The organism is Arthrobacter sp. ATA002 (genome assembly GCF_026898095.1).
Taxonomy (GTDB): domain Bacteria; phylum Actinomycetota; class Actinomycetes; order Actinomycetales; family Micrococcaceae; genus Arthrobacter_B.
In genome coordinates, this window is record NZ_CP114015.1 from 3,187,179 (window position 1) to 3,210,942 (window position 23,764).

A 23,764-nucleotide genomic window follows, 5' to 3' on the forward strand; every position below is an offset into this window, starting at 1 on the left:
CGCCGCTCACCCGGCGTTGAGCGAGCGCCGTTCAACCTGTCAGCGCTCCTCGCGTTCAAGCCACGGGCCGACGGCGTAGCCAACGACGACGCCGGCCGCCACCTCTGCGGCGATCCAGAGCCCCGTCCACAGCGGATCCGCGCCGATGTCGACAAAGCGGCCGATGCCGGCTGAACCGCCGGTAATGAGCACGACGCCGGCAGCCAGGATTCCGGTGACCAGCCCGACGAAAACACCCAGCAGGAGTGTGGACACGGGTGCAGTGAACCAGCGGGCCCGAATTTTGAGGGACAGCCATTCATCGAAGTGGTTCTCGCCCTCGCGCAGGAACCACCAGCCGGCCAGGATGCCGGCGGCGACGGGCAGCATCAGCGCCGCAACGGCGTATTCCATGCCCCCTGCCGGCAGGGCCGCCAGCACCGGTACGGCCGGCAGCGGTCCGACGGTCGTTTCCAGGGGGCTGATGAGGCTGCCGGTTCCGAGGGCGAATCCGGCGCCCGAGGTCCAGCCCAGGGCCCAGCCGAGGAAGTTGGGCATCAGCCCCAGCTCCACCACGGTCAGCACCGCGCCGCCGATGAGGCCGGCGTCCAGATGCTGGTACACGGCAACAATTTCCGCCCAGCTCATGACGAGTGCTGCGGTGAGAAGCAGGGCGGAGAAGCCCAGCGCAGCCGTGATGCCGACGGCTCCGGCACGGATCACCGCCCAGACGTAGGACCCGGCCCAGCGTGAATGCTGGCTCGTCCGGGAGATCCAGTCGGTGAGGTCCACGCCAATCAGGCGCACCCACGATCCGGCCTCCCGGCGGGCGCCAATCACCAGTCCCAGCCCCGCCGCGATCAGCGGCACCAAGGCGCCCGCAGTCACCGAGACGGCGACGTCGTCGTTGGCCGAGAAGTAGGCGGCTGCCCCGCCGAGCACGGCGTAGATGCCCAGTGCCCCCAACAGCGCCTGCCAGAGCTGGTCCGTGTACGACGCCTTCGCCAGCCGCCGGCCGGCCCGCCAGGACAGGAAGAACGGAATGAGTGTCAGGCCCAGCGGAAACAGGCTGAGCACGCCTGTGGTTTCGGCCGGCCCCACCGTTCCGGCAGGAAAAGTCAGGTTCAGCGGAACGCCGTGGATCAGGAGCCAGCCCTGCCCGCCCAGCCGGGCCAGCGATGCAAAGTCGCGGTCGGTAAAGCCGTCGGCAAACCAGACGCCGATAAGCGGCAGGAAGATCATCAGGGCGGAGAGGACTGCAGCTTGGCCGAGCTCGACCACTCCCTGCAGCCACAGGGGCATCGGTAGGACACCCGGGGACTTCGGGCGGGTAAAGAGTTTCATCTTCTCTATCGTCCCATTCGCCGAAGCGCGGGCAGCTCAGGAGCGGCCGTGTCGATTCCGGCGGCGGTCCGGGAAGATGCGCTCGGGAAGGCTGCCGGCGGCGACATTCAGGCGGCGAGGTCGAAGATGCCCTTGGTCAGCGCAGCTGCAGCCCCGAAGAACGCAAAGATGACGACGGCGGCACGCGCCTGGTCGTCGCGGATGAAACGCTGCAGCTTCTCCCCCGCATAAATGCCACCCACGATCATGAGGGCGATCAGTGCCCAGGCCCAGGCGGCGAACGGCGGCATCTGTCCGGGGTCCAGAGACAACTTGGTGGTGAGGGTGACGATGGCGATGGTGACGAAGAACGGCTGAAGGGTGGCCGCGAACGGGCGCTGCGGCCAGCGGGCCATCAGCGCGTAGGCGCTCACCGACGGGCCGCCGACACCTGCAACCGCGTTGGTGACACCGGCGATGAAGCCGGCAGCAGCCTTGGGGCCGTTACCGGTGACCGTCACGGAGGTCCGCTGCATGAGCAGCGAAACAGTCAGGGCCACCAGGACGATGGCACCCACGGCCACGGCCATCGGTGCCGAGGGCAAATTCACCGCAGCGATTGACGCGGGAATGCTGCCGATAACCGCCGGGATGGCCAGCCACCGGTACATTTGCCAGTCGATGTCCTTCCGGACCCGCAGCATAATCAGGGACGAGGAAACCAGCCCGCACACGTTGACCATCAGCACGCCCCCGTGGGAGCCCAGGATGATCACCAGGAACGGGGAAATGAGCAGTGCGAAGCCGAGACCGGCAATCCGCTGCGCGATGGCGCCGATGAAAACGGCCACGAGTACGACGATGAGGAGTCCGGTAGTCACCACGCACACATTACGCTGAACCTATGGTCTCTCCCGTCACGGTCCTTCAGACAGCCGATTGGCGCCGGCGCGTGTTCGGGCTGTACGCCCAGGTGCGGCTCACGGCGCAGGAGGTGTCGCCGTCGTACGCCCATGGCCTGTGGCGCGCCGAACGCGACAGGCTCTTCGCCGAGCACCCGGCGTCCCCGCTGAAAGCGCGTGCCCGGAAGCGCTTCCGCGGCCTGGACGTCGCCGCCTACGACCCCGGCCTGCGTTGTGACGCGCTGATCGACGATGACGGCGCCGGCCAGGAAATGCACGTTCCCACCGGAACCGACGGCGTGGTGCCCTTTGTCCGGCTCGGCACCGTGGAGGCCGACGGCGTGGGCCGGCTCGCGGTGTGGCGGGTGGCGTCGTACGGGGGCGGGATCTTCCTGCCGGTCCGTGACGGGCTGTCCGGCGTTGACGGCGGAAGCTATGGCGGCGGGCGGTACCTGCTGGACACCATCAAGGGCGCTGACCTTGGTGCCGGCGCGGCTCCGGCCAGCGTGATCCTGGACTTCAACTTTCTGTACAACCCGTCCTGCGCCTATGACGAGGCGTGGGCGTGTCCGCTCCCCGGGCCGGATAACCGGACGGACGCGCCGCTGCGCGTGGGGGAAATGTACGCGGAGTACTAGCGGCTGGGGCGGCCGGGGCCGTTTCCCACCCTAAGCGGTTCCCGTGACTAGGCTGGAAGTGTGTCCCTTTCCGTCACCGCAGCCACCTCCGCCGATGCGCCCGAACTCGCCGCCCTGGCCGCGCTGACCTTTCCCCTCGCCTGTCCCCCGGAAGTCACGGCGGCGGACAGCGCCGAATTCATTGCTGCGCACCTGTCCGAAGACGCCTTCGCGCAGTACCTGGCTGACGATTCGAAGCGGGTCCTGGTAGCCCGACGAGGCGGAAACCTCATCGGTTATGCCTTGCTGGTCTTTTCCCCGCCAAGTGATCCGGAGGTTGCCGAAGCCCTGCGGCATCTGCCGGGTCCGGCGGCGGAGCTGTCCAAGTGCTACGTCCATCCAGCCGCCCACGGCACCGGGGCGGCGGCCGCTTTGATGCAGGCAGCCGTGGACGCCGTCGTCCTATCCGGTTGCCGAACGTTGTGGCTGGGCGTGAATGACCTGAACCTCCGGGCTCAGTCCTTCTACCGAAAATCCGGATTCGTTGAGGCCGGCCGACGCAGTTTTACGGTCGGCGGGCAGGTGTTTCGGGACTTCATCCTCTCCCTCCCGCTCTCCCCCCACGGCAAATGACACACTGAGTCCGTGCAGACCTTCCTCCCCTATGACAGCTTCAGCCGCAGTGCCGGAGTCCTCGACCAGGCCCGGCTCGGCAAGCAGCGGGTGGAGACCCTGCAGGTGCTGCGGGCCCTGGTCATTCCGGATTACGGCTGGCAAAGCCATCCGGCAATGCGGATGTGGATGGGGTACATACCGGCGCTCACCGCCTACGGACTCGCCATGACCCGCGAATGGGTTGCCCGCGGCCATGCCGACACTGTTTTGGAGCAGATTCTGGAGTTTGCTCCGGAGGCTGTGGACACCGAGGTCACGCTGCCGCCGTGGTTTGGTGACGCTGCCCTGCACGAGAGCCACCGGTCAAACCTCATCACAAAGTCGCCCGACTTTTACGTGCCGCGCTTCCCCGGGACCAGCGGCGGCCTGCCGTATGTGTGGCCGGAACCGGAGCACCCGGCGCTCCCTCCGAACCCGTAGGCGACGCCCTGTGGGCTGCCCGGCCGACGCGTGATCCCAAGAGTGGGGATCCGGTGATCGAACTGCCGATGCTATCCGCGAAGGGCACTCCGGTAACGGGGAAGAAGGGTCGTCAGCTCGTGCGGTTCCTGGAGGACATGGACGACGGCGACGAGGTGGTGCTGCCGGGCGCCGACCGTTCCGTATTGAGTGTCGGCACCGTGGGGCCGGTCTCGCTGACCAACGACACCGCCAGGCGGACCGTGGCAATCAGCGGCACCATTGACCGTGCTGCTTTTCAGTACCCGGCCCTGCTGCAGGATCCCCGGACGCTGTTTAAGGTGGAGCGCCCTGCTGCTGGCTAACGGACGCCGGGATAGCGCCTCAAGTTGCCCATAGACATTGTTATTACTGAAATGGGCTCTCGCACGGTCGAGGGCAGAAGTTCTCAATCAGTACTGAAGACCCGCTGACCGTAATCATTAGGAAAGCAGTCACCCTAATGCCTGGTCCAAGTGCCCGTAATTCCCCTTGTCCCATGCCCCCACCAGTTCGCATATCCTCCCAATGTTAGGGAACTCCATAAATGAAAAATCAGGTAAAACACTGAGACATGAGCAGACCTGAGAACCCTAGGGGCGGTTTGGTTTTAGATATTTTCGACTCGCACAGCACGCCAAGACATACCATCATGTGACGCCTCAATGAGCTGCACTATAGGTAACTGGAGACCTTCCATGGGACCATAATCAACCCCGTTAGGCCCGTAATACTCTAAATCTTTTTGACTTATTTGAATTAAGACTTGATAGTAACCCTCTGGCGTTAGGGCGAAATCTGAATGGAGATCCCTGACTTTAACCATGGAGCCAGCCATCCAATCCTCGTTTTTGAACCCTAGCCCGACGGTCGAGTAGTACACGTCGCAGACCGAACAAGGCGAAGAGCTAACAGTTCGTACCGGCCCTACATCGCCTGTTTCATATCCATAGTTGATAAGCGAATACCAGTACTCTGCGAAGGCTTCCAAACCTTCTTTGGACTCTTGCTTCGCGAGTTCCGGCATCACGGGTAACGGCACATTCTCCGCTGGGCCCTCGGCAGTTGCCGGCTTGTAAACAGCAGTAGGCGTTGGTGTCGGTGTCGCAGTGGCAGAAGTCGTTGCGCTGGGACTGGCGCTCCCCGTCGGCGAAGCGCTGGAGCTGGCCTCAGCAGCGTCGGCCCCAGGCTCACCGGAGCCGGAGCACCCGCCCAGAATCAGAACAGCGGCGATCCCGGCAGCACTTAGGCGAACGGAAACGGGAATGGCAGACAAGGCGCGAGAACGGAACATCGAAGAACCCCCAGGGCAAAATGGTGGCGGACTGGACGTGACGCCAATAGTACGAGGCTGCGCCACAGCATACGGAGTTATCCACAGCACGCAGAACCCGTTAACTGTCAGGACGAGTAGATTCAGACGTGCGCAGCCCGCGCCCTCTAGCGGCTACAAAGCCAACCGAAGCCATGAACTCTGCAATTAGTCGTCCCCCGCAGAGAAATCACAATTCTTATATTTAATACGTATGAGTCGGCGCGTCACCCACTGCACCGCCGAACATTTGTAAACATAATCGTCTTTCTATATATTCTCGACAAGCATGGCATGCCAATAATTATTCTGATATGACGCTTCGATTAACTGTACTATCGGTGACTGAATTCCATCTGATGGCCCATAATCAACACCTCCCGGTCCGTAGTACTCCAACTCCTCTTGGGTGATCTGGATAAGTACTTGGTAGGACCCGCTCGGTGTCAATATAAAGTCCGAGTGAACATCCCGCACGTCGACAAAGGATCCTGCCATCCAATCTTGGTCATCGAAACCGGATTCCAATAACGAATAAAAATGTTCACCAACAGAACAACCGCTGCCGCTAATCGCTTTAAGCGGCTCAGGATCCCCTGTTTCGTACCCATAATCGACCAGCGCATACCAGTACTCCGCGAATGCCTCCAGGCCTTCCTTCGACTTCTCTTTCGCTACCACTGGCATCACAGGCAAAGGAACATTCTCCGCAGGGGCTTCCGCAGTTGCCTGCTTATAAACAGCAGTAGGCGTAGGCGCCACAGTGGGGGAAGCCGTGGGGGAAGCCGTGGGGAAGCCGTGGGGGAAGCCGACTCGCTGAGGCTGGCGCTCCCGGCCGGCGAAGCACTGGAAGATCGATTTTCCGCAGCAGCCGCGTCAGGCTCACCGGAACCCGAACACCCGCCCATCACCAGAACAGCCGCGACCCCGGCGGCACTGAGGCGAACGGAATTGCGAACGGCAGACAAGACGCTCGAACTGATCATCGAGATACTCCCCCGGGGCAGAAATGGAGCGGGAAAGGATGTGACGCCAATAGTACGTAACTACGCCACCGGATACGGAGTTATCCACAGCACGCCAGAGGTAATCGTAAACCGTCTGGAATAAGTGGGCTCAGACGAGTCCACTCATTCGCCTATCGCCACCGGCACTAACAACCGAAGCCAGCGGGATTCACGAGGCAGTCGTCCGCGACATTGCGTGATTCTGACTTCCAGACTCGAATACTGACCGGCTCAGATGGAATCGATGCACGACCATCGATGGGCACCATTGGGCCCCCATTTATGGAGTACTCCCCGAGAAGTAAACGATTACAGACGCCTGGTAATCACCTGTTGCTTGGTATTGATGACTCGTGTCAGTCCTCTCACCCCAGCGCTCTTGCGGCAAGGGGGCACCAGGGAAAGGTGCGGGACCGTATGCGATCCCGTCGCCATAAATCCATTCAAATTCTGTAGGTCTAGCGACAATTGTAATATTTTGCTCAAAGAGGACAAAGTCGAAGACTTGGTCGGCAGCGTCAACATAGAAATTTGTGTGCGTCCCGATTAGAGTATGAGGACTAGGCTGCAACTCGAGCAAGCTTGGAGCTATTGGCCGGGATTGGAATTCCGATAGAATAGAATCCCTTATCTGATCACCAATGTCGACCGGTTTTTCAGCATAAATGCAAGAAAGTGGCGGATCCATTGGTCGCCACTGTTCACCACTGTTCTTTAAACGCAAGAACCAGTAGACAAGCCTGCCTCTTTCTCCTGCGGTACATTTCCCTCATTTTCTGCAAGGCATGCAATATCTCCAGCGTCGTCGGACCAACATTTGTATTCAAACATATATTCGTTGGGATCATCTGGAATTCCAATATTAATCGGACCCCAAGCTCCGGACCCAGGGATCTGGTAATATCCGCCAACATATACATCGTCGTCGTCAAACCCGCCACCGCCTTCGCCGCCACCATCTTTGGCTGAAGCCAGTGGAACATTTATAAATACTAGAATAAAAGCTAGCGTCGATACAATCCAACTGCGGCGTATACCCTTGTTGTTCATTTCATAGTCACCACACGAGTCGCCTGCCAACGATCCCCCAAATACGACGCCTCAATCATTTGGACAGTAATGTCTTCAATTCCGTCATCTACACTATAGACTACATTAGCGGGACCACGATATTCGAGGCGATCTTGCCGTATATTCGCAAGAACTTGGTAGAGTCCATCCGCTGTCAGAATAAAGTCAGAGTGGTTCGTAAGAACCTCAATCTTCCCCCCAACGATCCAATCTTCATCGGCGTATCCATTACCCACCATACGGTAGAAACTTCTACAAACGACGCAGTCAGATCCACTAATTTCTTCTATCGGTTGAGTATTTCCCGTTTCGAAACCATAGTTGATTAGCGCATACCAATAGTTTAGGAATGCCTCCAGGCCTTCCTTTGACTTCTCCTTCGCAAGCTCCGGCATCACCGGCAGCGGCACATTCTCCGCGGGCCCTCGGCAGTGGCCGGCTTGTAGACAGCAGTAGGCGTTGGTGTCGGCGTTGCCGTGGGACTAGGCGTCGCACTGGGGATGGCGCTCCCGCTCGACGAAGCACTGACAGAGCTGTTCTCGGCAGCCTCAGCCTCAGGCTCGCCACCGGAGCCGGAACACCCGCCCAACACCAGAACAGCGGCGACCCCGGCAGCACTGAGGTGAACGGAAACAGGTACGGAAGACAAGGCGCGAGAACGGAACATCGAAGAACCCCAGGGCAAAATGGTGCGGGACTGGACGTGACGCCAATAGTACGAGGCTGCGCCACAGCATACGGAGTTATCCACAGCACGCCAGAGGAACCGCGAAAAGAGCCTCACAACGGTGCGGCTCCCCGCAGTCAGTCCACATCCCGCAGGGACACCAGCATCCGCTTTATGTCGCGGAATTCGTCGCTGTTCCCGTAGGCCTCAGCCCCATCAAGATAGGACTGCCCGGAGGCAACTTCCTCCGACGGGTACTCCCCGGCGAAACGGCCGCCGCTGGATTCCGTAAAGGTGAAGAAATCGAAAAGGCCGCACTGGCCCCGGTCGCCGGTCTCGCTGATGACGGCATAGGTGGCAACGGGCCCGCCCCGCTCCGGAGTGGAGGGGCAACGGAATGGTACACAAAGCGCTGCTCGGTGCCCTGCACCGAGTCCAGTTCGGGCATCGGCTCACTGTCATATTCCGTGTACTGGACAGCTTCATCGGGGTCCGAGCACACGAGATCGGCAATGATTCCGGTATCCAGCTGGGCGATCAGCTCTCCCCCGGCGTCGTGCACCTGGAGGGAGACACCTCCGGCGGGATCGTTGGCCAGCGGCTCGACCGTCTCAACCGTCCAGTCCCCGCGGTGCTCAAAGGCCAGGGAACCGTCCGGGGTTATGTAGGAAGCCCAGGATTCCGGGGCATTGGAGCTGTCACCGGTGCCCGAGGGACCGGCGCAGGATGTCATACTGAGCACAAGCAGCGTCGCCGCCGCCAGCGTGGTGTTACGGTATCTCACATCAGCTCCCGGAGACGTCCGCGCTAGCATCCAATGCTACTCAGCAGCGGCACCCGCGCCCAGAGCATCCGGTTTATCCGGGAAGCGGCCCTCATATTCGGACCGTAGGCAGGCCAGCAGTACCCCTATAGTGCAGCGCCGCACGAGCCGCGCACTTTCGCCGCGGCCTCCGTCCCCGCACACGACTTACTGGAGGTTCCGATTACAGATATAGCAGCAGAACACGATGTCTACTTCGGCACCCCCGAACCCGAGCATGAGAGCGAAGACCTCCAAACCGCTTCGCTGGCCGTCATCCAGCGGGTGGAACACCGGCCCGACGTCGTTAAGGTCAAGGGCCGCCTGACCCTGATGGACACAGGCCTGACCCCCAACCAGGCCATGGTCGAGGATCTGCTGTTTGTCCGAAAAGTGCTGGAAAACGCCGGTATCGCGTATCTGCTGGTGCGCGGCAACGACCAGCGCCCGGTCATCGCCGTCGATCTGGCCCACCGGAACGAACTGCGCCGCGCCATGGTGGAGGCCTGCCGGGAGGAACCCTTCTACGCCCGCAGCGTGGATACAAAGAAGACCCGGACGCTGCTGATTGCCGACGGCGAACTCGCCCTCGGACAGGTCCCGGATCATCCGGGTGTACCGGCCCCGGGCGGTCAGCGGCACAAACCTGACTTTCGGCCCGTCGGCCGGTGTCCAGCTGGAACTCTGGGACCTGACCGGCCCGGAAATCACGCTTCCCGTGGAGAACTCGCTGACGCGCCGCACCCTTCCGGCCAGCGAGGTAGTGCGCGGCACGGTGGAAAAGCACGGACTGACCTGGCCGACCATCGAGAACATGTTCGCCGACCACGCCACGGACATCGACTTTGACGTTGACCTCGTCTTTTCCTGGGTGGACGGCAGCTCGGCCGAGTATCAGGCCGCCCGGGCGGCACGGATGAAGGACGCCGTCGTCGGCGAGGGAGACGACCACGAGGCCCGCTTCCGCCACATCAACGAACTCAAGTACGCCCTGCGCTCGGTGTACATGTTCGCACCGTGGATCCGCCGGATTTTTATCGCCACGGATTCTGCGCGTCCGGATTGGCTGGCCGACCATCCCTCGGTGACCTTTGTGCGCGCCGAGGAGCACTTCAAGGACCCCTCCGTCCTGCCCACGCACAACTCGCAGGCCGTGGAGTCCCAGCTCCAGCACATCCCCGGTCTGGCGGAGCATTTCCTGTATTCCAACGACGATATGTTCTTCGGCCGGCCGGTGGCTCCGGACCTGTTCTTCTCCCCCGGCGGGATTACCAAGTTCATCGAGGCCAGCACCCGGATTGGCCTCGGCGCCAACGATTCGGAGCGCAGCGGTTTCGAGAACGCCGCCCGGGTGAACCGCCGCCTGCTGTGGGAACGGTTCGGCCGGATCACCACGCGGCACCTCGAGCATGCGGCAGCGCCGCTGCGCCGGAGCGTGCTGCTGGAAATGGAAAACGAGTTCCCGAACGAATTCGCCGCCACGGCGGCGAGCCGGTTCCGGGCTAAGGACAACATCTCGGTCACCAACTCGCTCTACCACTACTACGCGCTGCTCACGGGGCGGGCCGTGACGCAGGAAACAGCGAAAGTGAAGTATGTGGACACCACGTCCTACGCGGGTCTGAAGATAATGGACAAGCTGCTGGCCAAACGGAACATGGACCTGTTCTGCCTCAACGACGGCAGCTTCCCGGAAGTCCCCGCAGAGGAGCGTGCCGAACGCGTTACCGCTTTCCTGGAGAAGTTCTTTCCGATCAAGGCCCCTTGGGAGAAGTAGCTAGGTCAGGAATCCGCGCAGCAGCCGCGCGGTTCCTTCCAAATGCACGACGGCGGCGGCCTCCGCCCCGGGCCCGTCACCGCGCAGCACGGCCTCGGCGAGCTCCCGGTGCTGGGCCTGCGAATGGTCCAGATTCGTTTGGAGCAGGGGAATCCGGTCCAGCAGGTCACTGATCCGTGACCGGGTGTCCGCGACGGCGGCGATCAGGCTTGGCGAGCCGGTCAGCTCCGCGACGGCAATGTGGAACCGGGAATCCTTGGGCCGGAAGGTCTCGGTGCCGGCGTCGTCCACTTCCGCCAGCATGGCAAGGAGGTGGGCCCGGGCCGCGGGAGCCAGCGTCGCTTCGGCCGCCAGCCTTGCCGCCGCCGGTTCGACCACCTGCCGGAACAGCAGGACGTCTTCGACGTCCCGGACAAAGGTGTCCTGTTCCGGGTCCCGGTCCTGGGCAGGGGTTCCGGTAATACGGGCGCCGCGAACGTTCCCCCGTACCGGCCCCGCCGCGACAGGAGATATCCGGCGCCCTGCAGTTCCGCGAGCGCATCGCGCAGCGTGGCCCGTGAAACCCCAAGCTGTCCGGCCAGCTCCCGCTCGGCCGGCAGCTTGATCCGGCCGAATAGATGCCCAGCTTAAGCCCCTGGAGCAGACGCTCCACGGTCTCTTCGAAGGCGTTCCCCGTACGGACCGGCGGCACCAGCGCCACCGGGTCGAAGTGCTGCGGTTTCATGGCGCGAGTCTAGCCCTGAATGTCCTGGAATCAGACCAGTCAAACTTTGCTTTGCGCAGGCTCTTGACCACTGATCCGTGGAGCGTCAGACTAAGCCGCAAAATCATGGACTAAAAACAGTCCATTGGCCTCTCCCATTGCTCCCGCTCCCCTTCCACAAAAGGAAACCGGCATGGCAAAAAGCAGGGTTGACTACACCAAGGTAGACGCGCATTACATGGACCACCGCCAGCTCAAGCGGGGTGCAGCCGGCTGGATCCTGCTGGCGGGCCTGGGCGTGGCCTATGTCATTTCCGGGGATTTCTCCGGCTGGAACCTCGGACTGGCGCAGGGCGGCTGGGGCGGCCTGCTCATTGCCTTTGTCCTGATGGGGATCATGTACACCTGCATGGTCTTTGGCCTCGCGGAGCTCTCCTCCACGCTGCCGACGGCGGGAGCCGGCTACGGATTTGCCCGCCGTGCGCTCGGACCCCTGGGCGGCTTCGCCACCGGCATGGCGGTCCTGATCGAATACGCCGTAGCCCCGGCGGCTATCGCCACCTTCATCGGCGGGTACATCGAGGCCCTTGGCTTGTTCGGGCTGACCAACTCCTGGCCGGTGTACCTGGCGACTTACGCCCTCTTCATCGGCATCCACATCCGCGGCGTGGGAGAAGCACTGAAACTGATGTTCGTCATCACGGCCATTGCCGTCCTGGCCCTGATCGCCACGGTGGTTGGCCTGATCCCCAAATTCGATGCCGCCAACCTCTTCGATATTGTCCCGGCCGGAGCCGCAGGCGCCAGCGCCTTCCTGCCCATGGGGTACGCGGGCGCCCTGGCCGCCCTGGTCTACGGCATCTGGTTCTTTCTGGCCATCGAGGGGGTCCCGCTGGCGGCCGAGGAAACCTCCGATCCGAAGAAGGACATGCCCCGCGGGATTATTGCTGCCATGGCCATCCTGCTGGTCTTCGGCGCCCTGATGCTGATCCTGGTCCCCGGGGCCGCCGGGGCGGAAGCGATGAGCACTTCGGACAACCCGCTGCCGGAGGCCCTGCGCATCGCTTACGGCGGCAACACGCTGCTGGCGGACTTCGTCAACTACGCGGGGCTTGCCGGGCTGGTCGCCAGCTTCTTCTCGATTGTCTACGCCTACTCACGGCAGCTGTTCGCCCTGTCCCGCGCCGGCTACCTCCCGCGGTGGATGTCGCTGACCACCCGGTGGCGCACCCCCTACATGGCCCTGATCGTCCCCGGCACCATCGGCTTCCTGCTGGCTGCCTTCACCCGCGACGGCGGGCTGCTGATCAACATTGCCGTCTTCGGCGCCACCGTGTCCTACGTACTGCTGAACCTCTCGCACATCGTGCTGCGCCGGAAGGAACCGGCCCTGCCGCGCAGCTACCGGACACCCGGCGGAGTGTTCACCACCGGCGTCGCGCTGGTCCTGGCCGTGGTGGCCGTGGTCGCCACCTTCGTGGTGGACGTGTTCGCAGCCTCCATCACGGCCGGCATCTTCCTTGCAGCACTGGCGTACTTCTGGTTCTACAGCCGGCACCACCTGGTCGCGAGCGCACCGGAGGAGGAGTTCGCCCAGATCAGCCAGGCCGAATCCGAAATCCGCTAGCCCGGTCAGCGGATCCAGTCACCACGGGTCACAACAGGAGCGATAAGGCATGAGTGAGCAAGCCCAAAAAACCGGCAACACCAACAACGTGAGCATGGACCAGCTGCGCGAGCTCGTCGCTGCGGGCAGCATCGATACTGTTATCGTGGCCATCACCGACCATCTGGGCCGGCTGCAGGGCAAACGCTGCGGCGCCAGGTCCTTCCTGGAGGACGTGTATCCGCACGGGGCCGAGGGCTGTAATTATCTGCTGGCCGTGGACGTGGAAATGAACACCATCGACGGGTATGAGTCCTCGTCCTGGGCCAACGGCTACGGCGACCTGATTATGCGCCCGGACCCCGCCACGCTGCGCCTGGTGCCCTGGCTACCCGGCACGGCAATGATCCAGTGCGATGTCCTGAGCACGGACGAAACCCCGCTGGCGCCGTCCCCGCGCCAAATCCTGCGCCGGCAAATCGACCGGCTGGAGGCCCTGGGCTACCGCGCGTACATCGGCACCGAGCTGGAGTTCCTGCTGTTCGACGACAGCTTCTCCGCGGCCTGGGACCGGGAGTACACGGGGATGCGGGAAGCCAGCCGGTACAACGTGGACTATTCCCTCCTGGCCACGTCCCGCCTGGAACCGGTGCTGCGGGCCATCCGCACCGGCATGGAGGGTGCCGGAATGGTGGTCGAATCCTCGAAGGGTGAGTGCAACTTCGGACAGCAGGAAGTCACGTTCCGTTTCGACGAGGTGCTGCGCACGTGCGACAACCACGCCTTCTACAAGAACGGCGCCAAGGAGATCGCGGATTTGCAGGGCAAGAGCGTCACCTTCATGGCCAAGTTCAATGAACGCGAGGAAATTCCTGCCACATCCACTTCAGCCTGCGGGACCTCAACGGCGAACCGGTCCTTGCCGGGGACCGGGACCACGGCTTCAGCGGGCTGATGGAACATTTCATGGCCGGACAGCTCGCAGCATTGAAGGAGATGACCTATTTCCTGGCACCCAATGTGAACTCGTACAAGCGCTTCGTGGAAGGCAGCTTCGCGCCCACCGCCGTCGCCTGGGGGCTGGACAACCGCAGCTGCGCCCTGCGCGTAGTGGGCCGCGGTGCCGGGCTGCGCACCGAGAACCGGGTGGGCGGCGGTGACCTCAACCCGTACCTCGCCGCGGCGGCGCTGATTGCCGGCGCCATCCACGGCATTGAAAACCGTCTACCCCTGGAACCCGTGACGGCAGGCAACGCCTACGCCACGGATGCAGACCGGCTGCCCACGACGCTGCGCGACTCCGTGAGCTGCTGGCGGGCAGCGAGATTGCCCGCAAGGCCTTCGGCGACGAGGTGGTGGCGCACTATGTCCACGCGGCCGACGTCGAACTGGCAGCCTTCGAAGCCGCCGTCACCGACTGGGAGCGCAAGCGTGGATTTGAACGGCTCTGACCGGCCCCGCCCGCTGATCGGTATCACCACCTACTACCAGCCCGCGGCGTGGGGAGTGTGGGAAGGCCCAGCCGCCCTCCTTCCGGGCACCTATGTGGAGGCCGTCGCGGCAGCCGGCGGCAGTCCCGTGCTGCTGCCCCCGGTGGGAACGGACGTTCGGGTCCTTGACGGGCTCGATGGGCTCGTCACCGCGGGCGGAACCGACGTCGATCCCGCGTTGTACGGCCACGACCCGCATCCGCTGACGCTCAGCCAGCCGCTGCGGGACACCCACGACCTGGCACTCACCAGGGCAGCGCTCGATTCCGAACTGCCCCTGCTCGCCGTTTGCCGCGGCGCCCAGGTCCTGAATGTTGCCCTCGGCGGCACCCTCATCCAGCACCTTCCCGACATTCGGGCTGCAGCCACCTACCAGCCGTCCCCGGGGGTCTTCGGTGAAGTCCGGTTCAGCACCGCCCCGGACAGCATCATCGGCAGCCTGCTCGGGGAGACCGCCGGCGCACCCTGTTACCACCACCAGGGCATAGCGGAGCTCGGCCACGGCCTGCGGGTAACGGCCGTTGCCCCGGAAGGCACCATCGAGGCGATCGAAACCGCCGGCCCCGGCTGGGTCCTGGGGGTGCAGTTCCACCCCGAACAAAATCCCGCCGACCTGCGGCTCTTCACCGGCCTGGTCACGGAAGCTACCCGCTACCGGGAGAGGATTCCGCAATGACCGCCTTCGACCGGACCGCCGCCGGCCGGGCTGATCCCGGCAGGGCCACACCCATCCTGAACCCGGCGACCGGGGACATCATCACCTCCGTGGCTTCCATGTCCGTGGAGGACACAGACGCAGCGGTCGCGGCAGCCAGTGCCGCCTTCGAGTCGTGGCGCCACACCGCGCCCAGCCACCGGGCTCTGCTGCTGCGCCGCTTTGCCGCAGCCGTGGACGCGGACCTGGAGAACCTCGCGGCACTCGAAGTCGCCAACGCGGGGCACACCCTGGGCAACGCCCGCTGGGAAGCCGGCAACGTCCGGGACGTCCTGAACTACTATTCCGGCGCCCCGGAACGGCACACCGGAGCACAAATCCCCGTGGCCGGCGGCATCGACATCACCTTCCATGAACCCCTGGGCGTGGTGGGCGTGATCGTGCCCTGGAACTTCCCCATGCCGATCGCGGCCTGGGGCTTCGCGCCCGCACTGGCCGCCGGCAACACCGTGCTGCTTAAACCCGCGGAGCTTACCCCGCTGACCGCCCTGCGGCTGGGCGAACTTGCCCTCGAAGCGGGGCTCCCCGAAGGCATCCTGCAGGTCCTGCCCGGACAGGGGGCGGTCATCGGCGAACGGTTCGTGACCCATCCGGCGGTCCGCAAAGTGGTCTTCACCGGATCCACGGAGGTGGGCCAACGAATCATGGCCGGCTGCGCGGACCAGATCAAGCGCCTCACCCTGGAACTGGGCGGCAAGAGCGCCAACATCGTCTTCGACGACACCGACCTCGACGCCGTGGCCGCCGCCGCCCGGCCGGAGCGTTCGACAATGCCGGCCAGGACTGCTGCGCCCGCTCCCGGGTGCTGGTACAGGCCACCGTCTTCGACCGGTTCCTGGACCTGCTGGAACCGCATGTTGCCGCACTGCAGGTGGGCGACCCGCAGCAGGAATCGGTGCACATGGGACCGCTGATCTCCGCGGCACAGCAGCACCGGGTGGCCGGCTACGTGCAGGAGTCCGAGGTCGCCTTCCGCGGCAAGGCTCCGGACGGGCCGGGTTTCTGGTTCCCGCCGACCGTCCTGACTCCCGAGCCGGGCAGCCGGGTCCTGCGGGAGGAGATTTTCGGTCCGGTGCTTGCCGTCGTTCCGTTCCAGGATGAAGCAGACGCCGTCCGCATCGCCAACGATTCCGACTACGGGCTGTCCGGCTCCATCTGGACGAATGACCTGGGCCGCGCCCTGCGGGTGGCCCGCGGAGTGGAGGCGGGCAACCTGTCAGTGAACTCGCATGCGTCAGTGCGTTATTCCACGCCCTTCGGCGGGTTCAAACACTCCGGGCTGGGCCGCGAACTGGGACCGGACGCGCTCGATGCCTTCACCGAAACCAAGAACGTTTTTATCGCCACCGGCCGGTAACGGCTCCATCGGAAGGAACCCCATGCCCGACGTCGTATCGAACCGGCTCGCCGGACGCACCGCGGTGATTACCGGCGGCGGCAGCGGCATCGGGCTGGCGAGCGCCCGGCGCCTTGCCGCTGAAGGAGCCCTCGTGGTGGTGGCGGACAACGATCCGGCCGCCGGCAAGGCCGCCGCGGAGGAGGTGGGTGGGCTGTTTGTGCCGGCGGACGTCACGAATGAAGAAGATGTTCGAAACCTCTATGACCTCACCCGCCGGACGTACGGGCGGGTGGACATTGCCTTCAACAACGCGGGAATCTCACCGCCGGAGGACGCTTCCATCCTCACTACCGGTCTTGAGGCGTGGCGCAGGGTCCAGGACGTTAACCTGACCTCCGTCTATTACTGCTGCAAGTACGCGCTGCCGCACATGCTCGAGGCGGGCAAGGGCTCAATCATCAACACGGCGTCGTTCGTGGCGGTTATGGGCGCCGCCACCTCGCAAATTTCCTACAGTGCGTCCAAGGGCGGGGTGCTGGCCATGAGCCGGGAACTCGGCGTCGAGTTCGCCCGCCGGGGTGTCCGGGTCAACGCGCTGTGTCCGGGCCCGGTTAACACTCCCTGCTCCGGGACCTCTTTGCCGAGGATCCGGACCGCGCCGCCCGCAGGCTGGTGCATATTCCGCTGGGGCGCTTTGCGGAACCCGAGGAAATCGCCGCTGCGGTCGCTTTCCTGGCCAGCGACGATTCCTCCTTCATGACCGCGGCCACCTTCCTGGTGGACGGCGGCATCTCCGGCGCCTATGTCACCCCGGCCTAACCGCGGGTGCTGCCCGAAGCACGGCTGCTTACCCGAAGCACGACGGCGGCGGGGCCCCTCAGGTGCGCCCCGCCGCCGTCGCCGCTCGCTGAACTACCGGCTGACCACCACGTGCTCGTTGGGCACGCAGTGCGTCATGGTGAGGCCCTCAACGTTCCGCGGTCCGTTGGAGCCCAGGTTCTTCATCCATTCCTTTTCCGCATCGGACAGGGTCTGTGTGGCCAGCGGGCCCAGGTCGCGGACCTCCTCCAGTCCGATGCCGAGGCCGTCGCCCACGCGCGAGCCGAGTTCGTCGTCGCACATGTAGAAGTGCCACAGCATCCGCTCCTGGACCGGGCGGACCGCCTCACCGATGTTGGCCACGAAGTTGGCGACCAGATCGTCCTTCTCCCACTGCTCCAGCAGCTGGTAGCGCTGGCCGGCCTGGATGTAGTCATTGGTGCGCGGAATCCGGGCCCGGGTCAGCTTTCCGGTCAGGTCCGGCCCCTGCTCCTCATGTGCGGGCTTGACCGCCTCCGGAATGCCGCCGGTGATGGACGGTTCGTAGTTCACGTGCGGGTTCTGCCCCGGTGCGAGGTCCGTGAAGTAGGACATCTGGCCGCCGCGCTGGTTGGTGGCCGCGGGAGCGTGCTTGGGCGAGTTTACCGGCAGCTGCAGGTAGTTGGGGCCAACCCGGTAGCGCTGGGTGTCGGAGTAGCTGAAGGTGCGGCCCACCAGCATCTTGTCGTCCGAGAAGTCCAGCCCGTCCACCAGGACACCGGTGCCGAAGGAGATCTGCTCGGCCTCGTTGTGGTGGTCGGTGATGTTCCGGTTCAGGGTCATGGTGCCCACGTACTTCGGCTCGAAGTCCTGCTCCGGCCAGGTCTTGGTGTCATCCAGCGGATCCCAGTCCAGCTCCGGGTGATCGTGGTCATCCATCATCTGCACGTACAGGTCCCACTTGGGATAGTTGCCCGATTCGATGGCTTCGTACAGATCCTTGGAGGCATGGCCGAGGTCATTGGCCTGGATGTTCGCCGCGTCCTCCTCGGTCAGCGACTTCACGCCCTGCTGCGGCAGCCAGTGGTACTTCACCAGCTTGGTGTCGCCCTGCTCGTTCACCCACTTGTAGGTGTTCACTCCGAAGCCCTGCATGTGCCGGTAATCCGACGGGATGCCGCGCGGGCTGAAAAGGTTCACCAGCATGTGCATGGATTCGGGGGTCTGGGACATGAAGTCGAAGATCCGGGCCGGTTCCTGCCGGAAGGTGATGGGGTCCGGCTTCAGGGAGTGGATGACATCCGGGAACTTGATGGCATCGCGAATGAAGAACACCCCCAGGTTGTTGCCCACCAGGTCCCAGTTGCCGTCCTCGGTGTAGAACTTCACCGCGAACCCGCGCGGATCACGGGCAGTTTCGGAGGAGTCCCGGCCGCCGATCACGGTGGAGAACCGGATGGCGACGTCGGTCTTCTTGCCCGGTTCGGCCAGCAGCCGGGCCCGGGTGTAGCGCTCGATGGGTTCATCGCCCCATTTGCCGGACGCCTCGAATTCGCCGTAGGCGACGAATCCGCGGGCATGCACTACGCGCTCCGGGATGCGTTCCCGGTCGAAATGGCTGATCTTCTCCAGGAACGGATAATTTTCCAGGGTGGCCGGACCGCGCGGACCCACGGTGCGGCTGTTCTGGTTGTCATAAACAGGGTGGCCCTGCCTCGTGGTCAGGTGCTGCTGGACGGCGTCGTGTCCGTCACCGGCGGCGGAATTCTGGTTTGCGGCGTCTGTCATCACGGTTCTCTCTGTCTCGAGGTCATGGGCTGATCAGGGTTTACCTTCCTCACTCCACTCTTGTTGCGCGGTACGTCACTCGTCAAGCCCGATCGGGGACGCTGCAGTGGCGGCCGCGGCCTCCCCTTGGCAGACTGGGGCCATGACTACCGACGAACGGCCCCCTGTTGTCGAGCTGACCCCGGAGCAGAGCTGGAAGTATCTGGAGAAGACCTACCACGGCCGTTTAGCGGTCAGCGTAGCCAACCGGCCCAGTATCTATCCGCTGAACTACTACGCACACGACGGCTTGATCCTGTTCCGCACCAGCCCCGGCACCAAGCTGGCGGAGCTTACCGTCAATGACCATGTTGCCTTCGAAGCGGACGGCATCCTCAGCGACCAGGCCTGGTCGGTGGTGGTCAAAGGCACTACGCGGCTGCTCGAGGCACAGAGCGAGATCGACGCGGCCGACGAACTGCCGCTGCAGCCGTGGGTGCGCACTTTGAAGTACCGCTATGTGGAAATCATCCCGGAGACCATCACCGGCAGGTTCTTCAATTTGGGCCCGGAACCGGAACGGTATCCCGAAGAGATCTGACCGGGCCGCGGCGCTCAGGCCGAGGTCAGCTGCTGCGCATCGAGGATCCGCACGCCCGCCGCGTCCAGGCGCCGGCGGGTTTCCGCCTCGTCCACACGCTCTCCGACTGTCCGGTCCTCCTCCAGCGGAACCACCGAATGAACCACTGAGTCCCCGTACACGTGCACCATGTTGAACGCCTGTCCGGCATCCTGTCCGCGGGTTCCGGGCGTCGCCAGGTCCTGGGTGTAGCACGTGGCCGAGGCGACGGAGACGGGGACCCCCGCGAAGGTCGCGAACGTGGAGTAGTGCAGGTGCCCGGCAATGATCGACCGCACGTCGGTCCCCTCCACCACCGCGGCCAGGTCCCGCTGGTGGCGCAGCTCCACCAGGACGGTCAGGTCCTGGACGCTGGGCACCGGAGGATGGTGCATGGCCAGGATTGTTCCGTCCGGCGCCGGTTTCCGCAGGACGTCCCGGAGCCAGTCCAGCTGCGAACCGCTGAGTTCGCCGTGGTGATAGCCGGGGACAGTGGTGTCAAGGGTGATGATCCGCAGTCCGTTGACCAGGTAGACGCGGTCCACCGGCGCCATGTCCGGCGCTTCGTCCAGCAGTGCCGCTTTGAAGTTTCCCCGGTGGTCATGATTGCCCATGGCCCAGATCACCCGGGCTCCCATCCGTTCGGCGGCAGGCAGGACAATGTTCCGGAGTTTGGCGTAGGCCTGCCGTTCTCCTTTATCAGCCAGATCGCCGGTAATGACGATGGCCTCGGGCTTTTGCCCGGAACTTTCCAGCCTGTCGAAGAGCCCGGCCAGTTTTGCCCGGCTGTCCACTGCTCCGTAAAGCGGGCCGGTGCCGCCGACCAGGTGCGTGTCGCTGAGGTGAAGAATGAAATGACGCGGCCGGGGGTGCTCGGCCGGGAGGAAATCCATGAGGACCTTCTAGTGTCGACGACAGCTGCTACTGCGTTCCTTCACCTCCATGAAAGCAGAGTTTTGAGCTGAGGGTTAACCAAGGCCGGCGTGTTCTCCCCCGGCCTGTCCAGGCCACCGCCCGGACGGGACCGGGCAGCCGCCTGTGCGGGTGGATGGCATGCTCTGGCGCACTTTCCCTCCCGGCCGTAGGCTCAGGGATGTCAGCGACGTCACGGAAGGACCCCCCATGAGAATCAGCCACATTCCGCTGCGCCTGGTCACCGGCGCCTACATCCTCAATTCCGGCCTGGGCAAGCGCAACCTCGACAAGGAAAGCGCCGCCGGCCTGCAGCAGATGGCTTCCAATGCCTTCCCGCAGGTCATGGACCTTGATGCGGTCCGGTTCGGCAAGCTGCTGAGCGCCGCCGAGATCACCGTGGGCGTGACCCTGCTGACCCCGTTTATCCCGAGCCGGCTCGCCGGACTGGTCCTCGGAGTATTTTCGGGCGGAATGCTGACCATGTATGCCAAGACCCCGGGTCTTACCGAAGCTGACGGCGTCCGGCCGACGGCGCAGGGCACACCGCTCGCCAAGGACGTATGGATGGCCGGCATTGCCGCTTCGCTGCTCCTGGACCGCAGGAACAGGACCAAGATCAAGGAAGTCACCAAGGTCAAGGAAGTCAAGGTGCCGGCGCCGGTCAAGGCCGGCGTGGCTGCTGCTGCCATCAAGACCGCCAAGAATGTCGCTGGGAAGAAGGAGCGGAAGGACGGCAGGAAGTCCAAGTCCGCCAAGTAAGGCCTCATTCCGGCCGGGGAACTTCCGGTCTGGGAACTGTTACGTAACACGCAACACATCGGAAACATGCCGGTGCCAGAATTCCCCCCATGTTCCTGACTCCCTCTGACACGGAGAAGCTGCTGCTCAGTGTGGCCGGCATGGTCGCGCGCGACCGCCGGGCCCGCGGCGTGCGGCTCAATTATCCGGAAGCCGTCGCGCTCATCTCATGCTGGGTCATGGAACGGGCCCGGGAGGGCGGCCTGGTGGCGGACCTGATGAGTGAGGGCCGCAGCGTCCTGGGCCGTGATGACGTGATGGAAGGCGTTCCGGAAATGATCCCGGACCTGCAGATTGAGGCCACCTTCCCTGACGGCCGCAAGCTCGTGACCATCACGGATCCCATCTCATGAGCGCTCCCCTCGTCCCCGGTGAGCTCCGCCCGGCAGCCGGCGGGCTTTCCTTGAATGCCGGCCGTGAAACCCGGCAGCTGGTGGTGACCAACACCGGCGACCGGCCGGTCCAGGTTGGCTCGCATTTCCACTTCGCCGATGTCAACCCGGCACTGGCCTTTGACCGGGCTGCAGCCGCCGGTTTCCGGCTGAACGTGCCGGCCGGCACCGCGGTGCGCTTTGAACCCGGAGCATCCCGGGACGTGGCGCTGGTCCGGCTGGCCGGCAGCGCCAGCGTGCCCGGCCTGCGGATCCGCCCGGACAACGACGGCGGCGCGGGCGCGGGCGCGGGCGGCGCCCCTGCACCCGTTTCCCCGTCCGCCCCGAAAGCGGAGGGCTGACATGGAGATTTCACGGCACGACTACGCGCACCTGTACGGGCCCACAGTGGGAGACTCCGTCCGGCTCGGCGACACCGACCTGTGGATCAGCCCGGAAAAGGATTACACCTTCGGCGGCGACGAATCGGTGTTTGGCGGCGGCAAGAACATCCGCGAATCCATGGCCCAGTCCACCCGCACCTCGGCCGAAGGAGCCCCGGACCTGATCATCACCAATGTGCTGATCGTGGACCACTGGGGCATCGTCCGCGCCGACGTCGGGGTCAGGAACGGACGCATCGCCGGCATCGGCAAGTCCGGGAACCCCGACATCATGGACGGAATCGATCCGGCGCTGGTGATCGGTCCCGGCACCGAGGTGATTGCCGGCGAAGGACGGATCCTCACCGCCGGCGGCATCGACACCCACGTGCACCTGCTGGGTACCGACGCGCTGCGGGAGGCACTGGCCGCCGGCATCACCACCGTGGGCGGCGGCGGCACCGGACCCGCGGAAGGGTCCAAGGCCACCACCGTCACCCCCGGTGCCTGGAACCTGCAGGTGATGCACCGGGCCCTGGACACCCTGCCCATGAATTTCCTGCTGTACGGCAAGGGCAACACCGTGAGCCAGGCTGCCCTGGAGGAACAAGCCCTGGCCGGTGCCGCCGGCTACAAGGTCCACGAGGACTGGGGCTCCACCCCGGCAGCCATTGACGCGGCGCTGACCGCCGCGGACCGGTGGGGCGTGCAGGTGGCGCTGCACGCCGACTCCCTCAACGAGGCCGGTTACGTGCAGGACACCCTGGCCGCCATCAAGGGCCGCGGCATCCACGTCTTCCACGCCGAGGGCGCCGGCGGAGGCCACGCCCCGGACATCATCACGGTCGCTTCCTCCGTCAATGTGCTGCCCGCCTCCACCAATCCCACGCTCCCGTTCACAGTGAACACCGTGGCCGAGCACCTCGACATGCTGATGGTCTGCCACCACCTGAACCCGCGGATCCCGGAGGACCTGGCCTTCGCGGAGTCACGGATCCGGGCCAACACCATGATGGCCGAGGACGTACTGCAGGACCTGGGCGCCATGTCCATCACGTCCTCGGATGCGCAGGCCATGGGACGCATCGGTGAAACAATCACGCGCACCTGGCAGGTGGCCCACATTATGAAGGACTACATGGGGCCCGCTGAGTCCGCGCTTCCCGCGGACAATGAGCGGGTGCGCCGGTACATCGCCAAATACACCATCTGCCCCGCCGTGGCCCACGGCATCGACGCCGAAGTCGGCTCCGTGGAGGCCGGCAAGATGGCCGACTTGGTGCTGTGGAACCCGGCGTTTTTCGGCGTCCGGCCGTCACTGGTGATCAAGGGCGGCGCCATCGTCGCGGGACAGATGGGCGACCCGAATGCCTCCCTGCCCACTCCGCAGCCGGTCTGGATGCGCGAGTCGCTGGCGGGGCGGGCGGCGTCGGCTCCGCATCTGTCCACCTCGTTCGTGGCGCAGGCGGCACTTGATGACGGTCTGGCGGACCGGCTGGGCCTGGTGCGGAAGCTGACCGCAATCAGGTCCACCCGGAACGTGACCAAGGCGTCCTTGCCCAACAACACCGCGCTGCCGGACATCCGCGTGAATCCCGAGACCTTCATGGTCAGCATCGACGGGCAGCTCATCGAACCCGCGCCCGCCGCCGAGCTGCCCCTGACCCAGCGCTACTCCCTGTTCTAGGCC

18 protein-coding genes and 7 pseudogenes are annotated in these 23,764 nt (G+C 64.3%); 15 read left to right on the forward strand and 10 right to left on the reverse strand.

Annotated elements, in window-relative coordinates; translation table 11 throughout:
• Nucleotides 1–39: 39 nt before the first annotated feature.
• Nucleotides 40–1,323 (reverse strand): cell division protein PerM, encoded by a 1,284-nt coding sequence (locus OL239_RS15715; RefSeq protein ID WP_268909683.1) that lies wholly within the window; start codon nucleotides 1,321–1,323, stop codon nucleotides 40–42.
• Nucleotides 1,324–1,430: 107 nt separating this feature from the next.
• Complete coding sequence (locus OL239_RS15720) at nucleotides 1,431–2,183, reverse strand: sulfite exporter TauE/SafE family protein (protein WP_268909684.1); 753 nt, start codon at nucleotides 2,181–2,183, stop codon at nucleotides 1,431–1,433.
• Nucleotides 2,184–2,206: 23 nt separating this feature from the next.
• Between OL239_RS15720 and OL239_RS15725 the strand changes: the two genes are divergently transcribed.
• The 4 genes from OL239_RS15725 to OL239_RS15740 all read left to right on the forward strand — a co-directional run bounded on the left by OL239_RS15725 (nucleotide 2,207) and on the right by OL239_RS15740 (nucleotide 4,260).
• Nucleotides 2,207–2,842: a DUF1684 domain-containing protein gene (locus tag OL239_RS15725; protein WP_268909685.1), complete on the forward strand. Its 636-nt coding sequence runs from the start codon at nucleotides 2,207–2,209 to the stop codon at nucleotides 2,840–2,842.
• 60 nt (nucleotides 2,843–2,902) lie between these two features.
• The gene (locus OL239_RS15730; protein ID WP_268909686.1) at nucleotides 2,903–3,454 is read left to right on the forward strand and encodes a GNAT family N-acetyltransferase; all 552 of its coding nucleotides are present in this window, start codon (nucleotides 2,903–2,905) and stop codon (nucleotides 3,452–3,454) included.
• 12 nt (nucleotides 3,455–3,466) lie between these two features.
• A complete protein-coding gene (locus tag OL239_RS15735) occupies nucleotides 3,467–3,916 on the forward strand; it encodes an MSMEG_6728 family protein (protein ID WP_329609254.1) in 450 nt (149 codons plus the stop codon).
• A gap of 119 nt (nucleotides 3,917–4,035) precedes the next feature.
• On the forward strand, nucleotides 4,036–4,260 hold the full coding sequence (locus OL239_RS15740; RefSeq protein ID WP_268911828.1) for a hypothetical protein: 225 nt from the start codon (nucleotides 4,036–4,038) through the stop codon (nucleotides 4,258–4,260).
• Between the two features lie 284 nt (nucleotides 4,261–4,544).
• Here OL239_RS15740 and OL239_RS15745 read toward each other — a convergent pair whose 3' ends face one another.
• The 4 genes and pseudogenes from OL239_RS15745 to OL239_RS15760 all read right to left on the reverse strand — a co-directional run.
• Nucleotides 4,545–5,228: a DUF6318 family protein gene (locus OL239_RS15745; RefSeq protein WP_268909687.1), complete on the reverse strand. Its 684-nt coding sequence runs from the start codon at nucleotides 5,226–5,228 to the stop codon at nucleotides 4,545–4,547.
• A gap of 288 nt (nucleotides 5,229–5,516) precedes the next feature.
• A complete protein-coding gene (locus OL239_RS15750; RefSeq protein ID WP_442864161.1) occupies nucleotides 5,517–6,008 on the reverse strand; it encodes a DUF6318 family protein in 492 nt (163 codons plus the stop codon).
• A gap of 959 nt (nucleotides 6,009–6,967) precedes the next feature.
• Nucleotides 6,968–7,303 carry a hypothetical protein gene (locus OL239_RS15755; protein WP_268909688.1) on the reverse strand — a complete coding sequence of 112 codons (336 nt, stop codon included), beginning with the start codon at nucleotides 7,301–7,303 and terminating at the stop codon, nucleotides 6,968–6,970.
• A pseudogene (locus OL239_RS15760) lies at nucleotides 7,300–7,740 on the reverse strand (DUF6318 family protein); the annotation flags it as partial. The gene OL239_RS15755 and the pseudogene OL239_RS15760, both read right to left, overlap by 4 nt.
• A gap of 1,320 nt (nucleotides 7,741–9,060) precedes the next feature.
• On the opposite strand from OL239_RS15760, the pseudogene OL239_RS15765 reads away from it, so the two are divergent.
• Nucleotides 9,061–10,570: pseudogene (locus OL239_RS15765) on the forward strand (stealth family protein).
• Here the strand turns inward: OL239_RS15765 and OL239_RS15770 are convergent.
• On the reverse strand, nucleotides 10,571–10,948 hold the full coding sequence (locus tag OL239_RS15770) for a FadR/GntR family transcriptional regulator (protein WP_268909689.1): 378 nt from the start codon (nucleotides 10,946–10,948) through the stop codon (nucleotides 10,571–10,573).
• Between the two features lie 164 nt (nucleotides 10,949–11,112).
• Nucleotides 11,113–11,175 (reverse strand): annotated as a pseudogene (locus OL239_RS19725) (GntR family transcriptional regulator); the annotation flags it as partial.
• Nucleotides 11,176–11,466: 291 nt separating this feature from the next.
• On the opposite strand from OL239_RS19725, the gene eat reads away from it, so the two are divergent.
• The 5 genes and pseudogenes from eat to OL239_RS15795 all read left to right on the forward strand — a co-directional run bounded on the left by eat (nucleotide 11,467) and on the right by OL239_RS15795 (nucleotide 17,242).
• Nucleotides 11,467–12,900, forward strand: coding sequence for an ethanolamine permease (eat, locus tag OL239_RS15775; protein WP_268909690.1), 1,434 nt, complete (start codon nucleotides 11,467–11,469; stop codon nucleotides 12,898–12,900).
• A 49-nt stretch (nucleotides 12,901–12,949) separates the two neighbouring features.
• A pseudogene (locus OL239_RS15780) lies at nucleotides 12,950–14,330 on the forward strand (glutamine synthetase family protein).
• A 22-nt stretch (nucleotides 14,331–14,352) separates the two neighbouring features.
• Nucleotides 14,353–15,045, forward strand: a pseudogene (locus tag OL239_RS15785) (gamma-glutamyl-gamma-aminobutyrate hydrolase family protein); the annotation flags it as partial.
• Nucleotides 15,042–16,441: pseudogene (locus OL239_RS15790) on the forward strand (aldehyde dehydrogenase family protein). The pseudogenes OL239_RS15785 and OL239_RS15790, both read left to right, overlap by 4 nt.
• Before the next feature lie 22 nt (nucleotides 16,442–16,463).
• Nucleotides 16,464–17,242 (forward strand): annotated as a pseudogene (locus OL239_RS15795) (3-oxoacyl-ACP reductase).
• A 93-nt stretch (nucleotides 17,243–17,335) separates the two neighbouring features.
• On the opposite strand, the gene OL239_RS15800 reads toward OL239_RS15795, so the two are convergent.
• Entirely contained in the window at nucleotides 17,336–19,009 is a 1,674-nt protein-coding gene (locus tag OL239_RS15800) for a catalase (protein WP_268909691.1), read from the reverse strand.
• 142 nt (nucleotides 19,010–19,151) lie between these two features.
• On the opposite strand from OL239_RS15800, the gene OL239_RS15805 reads away from it, so the two are divergent.
• Complete coding sequence (locus OL239_RS15805; protein WP_268909692.1) at nucleotides 19,152–19,589, forward strand: pyridoxamine 5'-phosphate oxidase family protein; 438 nt, start codon at nucleotides 19,152–19,154, stop codon at nucleotides 19,587–19,589.
• A gap of 14 nt (nucleotides 19,590–19,603) precedes the next feature.
• Here OL239_RS15805 and OL239_RS15810 read toward each other — a convergent pair whose 3' ends face one another.
• Nucleotides 19,604–20,500 carry a phosphodiesterase gene (locus OL239_RS15810; protein ID WP_268909693.1) on the reverse strand — a complete coding sequence of 299 codons (897 nt, stop codon included), beginning with the start codon at nucleotides 20,498–20,500 and terminating at the stop codon, nucleotides 19,604–19,606.
• 229 nt (nucleotides 20,501–20,729) lie between these two features.
• Here OL239_RS15810 and OL239_RS15815 point away from each other — a divergent pair, with 229 nt between their 5' ends.
• The 4 genes from OL239_RS15815 (at nucleotide 20,730) to OL239_RS15830 (ending at nucleotide 23,761) form a co-directional block, all read left to right on the forward strand.
• Nucleotides 20,730–21,281: a hypothetical protein gene (locus OL239_RS15815; RefSeq protein WP_329609256.1), complete on the forward strand. Its 552-nt coding sequence runs from the start codon at nucleotides 20,730–20,732 to the stop codon at nucleotides 21,279–21,281.
• An 89-nt stretch (nucleotides 21,282–21,370) separates the two neighbouring features.
• A complete protein-coding gene (locus tag OL239_RS15820; protein ID WP_268909694.1) occupies nucleotides 21,371–21,673 on the forward strand; it encodes an urease subunit gamma in 303 nt (100 codons plus the stop codon).
• Nucleotides 21,670–22,053: an urease subunit beta gene (locus tag OL239_RS15825; protein ID WP_268909695.1), complete on the forward strand. Its 384-nt coding sequence runs from the start codon at nucleotides 21,670–21,672 to the stop codon at nucleotides 22,051–22,053. The genes OL239_RS15820 and OL239_RS15825 overlap by 4 nt, the downstream gene beginning before the upstream one ends.
• Nucleotide 22,054: 1 nt before the next feature.
• On the forward strand, nucleotides 22,055–23,761 hold the full coding sequence (locus OL239_RS15830) for an urease subunit alpha (protein ID WP_268909696.1): 1,707 nt from the start codon (nucleotides 22,055–22,057) through the stop codon (nucleotides 23,759–23,761).
• Nucleotides 23,762–23,764 lie beyond the last annotated feature (3 nt).

Excerpts from the sequence above, each read along its gene's own strand:
- OL239_RS15725 (WP_268909685.1), top strand. The coding sequence starts at position 2,207 with ATGGTCTCTCCCGTCACGGTCCTTCAGACAGCCGATTGGCGCCGGCGC.
- OL239_RS15830 (WP_268909696.1), top strand. The coding sequence starts at position 22,055 with ATGGAGATTTCACGGCACGACTACGCGCACCTGTACGGGCCCACAGTG.
- OL239_RS15755 (WP_268909688.1), bottom strand. The coding sequence starts at position 7,303 with ATGAACAACAAGGGTATACGCCGCAGTTGGATTGTATCGACGCTAGCT.
- OL239_RS15805 (WP_268909692.1), top strand. The coding sequence starts at position 19,152 with ATGACTACCGACGAACGGCCCCCTGTTGTCGAGCTGACCCCGGAGCAG.
- OL239_RS15820 (WP_268909694.1), top strand. The coding sequence starts at position 21,371 with ATGTTCCTGACTCCCTCTGACACGGAGAAGCTGCTGCTCAGTGTGGCC.
- OL239_RS15745 (WP_268909687.1), bottom strand. The coding sequence starts at position 5,228 with ATGTTCCGTTCTCGCGCCTTGTCTGCCATTCCCGTTTCCGTTCGCCTA.
- OL239_RS15715 (WP_268909683.1), bottom strand. The coding sequence starts at position 1,323 with ATGAAACTCTTTACCCGCCCGAAGTCCCCGGGTGTCCTACCGATGCCC.
- OL239_RS15815 (WP_329609256.1), top strand. The coding sequence starts at position 20,730 with ATGAGAATCAGCCACATTCCGCTGCGCCTGGTCACCGGCGCCTACATC.
- OL239_RS15800 (WP_268909691.1), bottom strand. The coding sequence starts at position 19,009 with ATGACAGACGCCGCAAACCAGAATTCCGCCGCCGGTGACGGACACGAC.
- eat (WP_268909690.1), top strand. The coding sequence starts at position 11,467 with ATGGCAAAAAGCAGGGTTGACTACACCAAGGTAGACGCGCATTACATG.
- OL239_RS15825 (WP_268909695.1), top strand. The coding sequence starts at position 21,670 with ATGAGCGCTCCCCTCGTCCCCGGTGAGCTCCGCCCGGCAGCCGGCGGG.
- OL239_RS15810 (WP_268909693.1), bottom strand. The coding sequence starts at position 20,500 with ATGGATTTCCTCCCGGCCGAGCACCCCCGGCCGCGTCATTTCATTCTT.